Source organism: Paenibacillus sp. sgz302190, assembly GCF_059820445.1.
Window position 1 is genome coordinate 1 of the sequence record NZ_JBZYAO010000083.1, and the last position, 4,193, is coordinate 4,193.

General features: G+C 39.9%; 4 protein-coding genes. All 4 read right to left on the bottom strand.

Annotated elements, in window-relative coordinates:
* Positions 1-622 precede the first annotated feature (622 nt).
* The gene (locus AC6RNO_RS36430) at positions 623-1,129 is read right to left on the bottom strand and encodes a hypothetical protein (RefSeq protein ID WP_474687329.1); all 507 of its coding nucleotides are present in this window, start codon (positions 1,127-1,129) and stop codon (positions 623-625) included.
* 10 nt (positions 1,130-1,139) lie between these two features.
* A complete protein-coding gene (locus AC6RNO_RS36435) occupies positions 1,140-2,000 on the bottom strand; it encodes a hypothetical protein (protein ID WP_488438795.1) in 861 nt (286 codons plus the stop codon).
* 684 nt (positions 2,001-2,684) lie between these two features.
* Positions 2,685-3,572 (bottom strand): hypothetical protein, encoded by an 888-nt coding sequence (locus tag AC6RNO_RS36440; protein ID WP_488438794.1) that lies wholly within the window; start codon positions 3,570-3,572, stop codon positions 2,685-2,687.
* Between the two features lie 31 nt (positions 3,573-3,603).
* Positions 3,604-4,193 (bottom strand): polymorphic toxin type 47 domain-containing protein (locus AC6RNO_RS36445; RefSeq protein WP_497108422.1); only part of this gene is annotated, 590 nt, incomplete at its 5' end.

A 4,193-nucleotide genomic window follows, 5' to 3' on the forward strand; every position in this document is an offset into this window, starting at 1 on the left:
TGCCGTATATGCCGTTGGCATGCGTCATGTTCACTGCGCTCACAAAGCCCTTGAACAACGTCGTTTCCCGCTGGCCGTCGTATTCATAGACATGGATCTCATCAGATTGTTGCGGACAATTTGCAGATAAGTCCTGATAATATGAATGGTCGGGCTAACTACTCCAAAAGATGCTTTGCCTTTTCATCCTCTCTATCGGGGCGGCTTATTCTACAATTGCGAAGAATTTTGAAAAAGCGCAAGAAAACGAAGATAACAAAAAACAGGTCAATCATGGTGGTATCTGACCATAATCGACCTGTTCCATATAACGGAATAGCATTATTTAGGTTATAAAATTAAAGCATTTGATGTGCGTACAGCCGAAATGGAGAAATCTTTATACGGGTATTACATGGGTTAGAAGTGTTACTGTTTTAATGATGGGTTCATTCGGTACTGGGTGGGGTATTTTTGAAATAGCCGCCACTTGTATGATTATTTTTTTAGCATATAGCAGCGGATAAAAATAGAACCACAACACGGCGGCTAGCTCGCATTGTGGCGTATAATTAACTAATTATTTTATAAACTGAACTAATGGTAACTTAGGATAATAACTAAATTAATCGTATTATAGAACCTAACTGTTCGCATCAAGAGCGTTAAGGGCCTCATCGCTTATGTCTTGTGGCAGTAGTTCTCTAGTAATTGCCCCAGAGTTTCGCGGCCATCCACGTGTACCGCATACTAATTCATTATGGTGGTAGCCGATTCTTCCGCCCCTCTCAAAAAGTTTAATTATTGGATCATATAAATCATGAAATTTCAATGCAATAGGTAATTCTTGGTCAACTGCATATGCCCAGTCAATATAGTAAGTACAAAGGTATTCAACAACCCAGTCAATATTAGAATTGTCTTGTTCAATATAATTCTCCTTTATATGACTTGGTACATCAAACTGAACAATTTCAACTGCATTAAAAATTGCACGCCTGTTATCACCTATGGAATTAGAATCTAAAAAAATATTACCCCTTCTAATAAACTCAGTTACTAAAACAGCGTGGGAAGGCTTATCATAATCCCTTATTTCCCAATTAATACTTTGCACCCTTTTCTTTGCCTTTTCAAAATTAACATTCATTTCTATCACCTCAAATTTTTGGTTTGAAACCTGGGAAACCTTCAGGCTGTGGTGGTGCCAACTCGTGAGCACCCTTTGTACTTTCGTTCTTCGTACCACCATTAAATTCATTTATATCGCGGTAAGGTAATCCATCTTTCATCATTTTACTTTCTGCTAGCTCATGGTCAGCTAGTTTCCTAAACCACGCTTTTTCCGCTTCATTCAACTCTCTTACTAATGCCTGCTCCCATCCATAAGCAACGTCAATTACGGGATCAAAATAACCTTTATAATAATACTTCCCATTAATTGTGTCTACTAAGTTAATGTGCTCAGTCAATATCATATGTTTCTTTAATTGTACCGCTTCTTCTAAACTTAAACCGGTATTTCCGGCGAACTTTTCTATCTCCTGCATATCTAATCCTGATGCTCTTAATTTCTCATATGTTTTTAACGCAATCTCTTCCTGCTTGAAACTAGGGATAAATTTTATTGGTTCGCCCCGTGGTTCGATAGGTTTAATAGGTGGAACATTACCCGTCCCCTTAGAGCCTGAACCACCTCCACCCTTTCCATGGCCGACGGCATCGCCTTCGCTTTTCATATAATTCGATATTTTCCCCGTTGCTTCCTGGAAGAGTTCCCTTAACGTTGTTGTTTCAGGTATACCTCCAAGCATTCCTGCCTTCTGCGGCGCAAACGGGTTAATAAATTCTGCATCCAAAATCTTATTCATAGCCTGGGTAAGCTTTGCGTAACTTTTACCTAGGGTTGTGCCCTCTTTACTCAGCAATTGTGCAAACTGATCGGATTTTGCGCTTATATTTGCAATCTCTGTCACCTGCACCGACTTCGTGCCACTCAGCACCAACTTTTCAGCTTGCATCGCCCTGGATGCTGCTCCTGCCTCGCCACCGACGAAAAAGGAGGCTATGGTAAGTACCAATTCCGTGCCATATTTGCTTCGACTATAGGTATCTCCATTGATGACGTCATCCTTGAAATCCCGCTTTACGCCTTCCCAGACTCCCGCCAGTGTTCTCAGCAGCTNTTCCGTGCCATATTTGCTTCGACTATAGGTATCTCCATTGATGACGTCATCCTTGAAATCCCGCTTTACGCCTTCCCAGACTCCCGCCAGTGTTCTCAGCAGCTTTGGAGGCGGAATTAGCCCTTCGCCCTCCCTATCGGGGTGCGTATTTTACAGTTGCGAAAGATTTTGAAAAACCCGTGGGAAAACACAGCTAACAAAAGAAAGGCCAATTATGATGGTATTTGACCATAATTGACCTGCTCGATGTAACGCAGGAGCGATATATAAAATTCAAACATTGATGTGCGTACAAACGAATTGGCAAAGTCTATATACGGGTATTACATGGGTTAAGTGTGTTATTGGTTCGGCACCGGTTACAGAGCTGTATTTTTATCACCAAATGCAGATTCAGCAAGGCCAGGACAGGGAAAGGTTTTGGATCGGTTTCCTGCATTACCTCGTTGGTATGCCCATTGCCAAATATTCGATTAAACACAAAATCGCTGTACGATGGGCAGCCATTAAGCCTAGGAATTAGATCCGATCATCTGATTCCTTGTATTTCTTCAACCACCCTTTAGCATCTCCCCAAGCTTGTAAATGCTTGTATCCATTAAAAGATAACAGATAGTTTGTCCCCCTATCCGTCACATAAACATCGTCCCAAGGTGCAACATTTAAATACTCCATCAATTGTTGACCCCCAGAAAATACAAATCCTCTTACATCGCATTCTTCAAGATCAAAAAACAATACTACCTCTTTATTTCCTACATATTCCTCAATCCACATCCAGGCATCATCATTTCTAATTGAAACAGAAGTTGAAGCAATATGTTCATAAAGCGGCCATTCAACCTCTTCGCAATCACCATATTTACTCATAATCTCTTGAAGTAAAACCTGATGTTCAATACTAGACAATTCGTTTGCTCTGAAATTTAAAATCTCAAATACATTAACTAATGTCCTTAGACTTTCATCATATTGCAAGCTTTTATATTGTTTAAGCCATTGTCTTGCTTCTCCACTCGCGTAGAATACAGTATTGCCCTTAGAGTAAGCAATTAAATAACTTGCTTCCATATCTGTTGCATAAAAATTTAAGAACGGATTACTATTGTTTAAAAACTTCTCGAATGTTTCTGTTACTTGCTTTCCTGAAGATACTTTATACACTCCTAATTCAATCTCTGGATCAAAAAATAAAACCGTCCCACTAGAACCAATATAATTCTCTATGTATCTCCATGAATCGGGATTAATGATGAACTCATATTTTTTCAATTTTCCTGTTATTGGCCATCCCCCTTCCTCTTTAGCATGAATATGAAAAACTCGTTTGCGTATCAATTCACTATCTGTCTCCGAAAGTTCCCTTAGTCCGGATATTGATGTTAAAATACTCCTCATATCATCCATGCTAATCACTCCCCTTATTTTACGATTACTATTAGTCTCCTTCTAGTTTCACCTTGGATCGACCATAAGGCACTTCATCAATAAGTATATGTCCTACTAGTTTACTTTGCTTTTTGCCTACTTGCCATCCAACATGGGGAGCATCTGGACCACTTGCCCATTGTCCATTTTCATCCCACTTGGGGTCGTGAGGATAATCAATATTAACTTCTGCATACTGAGCCTCTGTACCCTTTTTTCCTTTCCATTCTACAGGGATAGATTTTCCAAATTCATTTTTGGCCCATTTGCTTACTTCAAACAAATTTTTATCAAAACCTGTTCTCTTGAAAGCTTCATCAACAGCATTTTGTAATGTTTTACCCGTTCCTCTCCAATCCAAATCAATTGGTTTCAATTGATAGTTGATATTACCTTTACCCGCCCCCTTAGAGCCTGTACCACCTCCACCCTTTCCATGACCGACCGAATCGCCTTCGCTTTTCATATAATTCGATATTTTCCCCGTTGCGTCCTGGAAGAGTTCCCTTAGCGTTGTTGTTTCAGGTATACCTCCAAACACTCCTGCCTTCTGCGGCGCAAACGGGTTAATAAATTCTGCATCCAAAATCTTATTCATAT

Bases quoted from the DNA above. Each gene is read 5' to 3' on its own strand.
- AC6RNO_RS36440 (WP_488438794.1), bottom strand. From the start codon at position 3,572: ATGGATGATATGAGGAGTATTTTAACATCAATATCCGGACTAAGGGAA.
- AC6RNO_RS36435 (WP_488438795.1), bottom strand. From the start codon at position 2,000: ATGCAAGCTGAAAAGTTGGTGCTGAGTGGCACGAAGTCGGTGCAGGTG.
- AC6RNO_RS36430 (WP_474687329.1), bottom strand. From the start codon at position 1,129: ATGAATGTTAATTTTGAAAAGGCAAAGAAAAGGGTGCAAAGTATTAAT.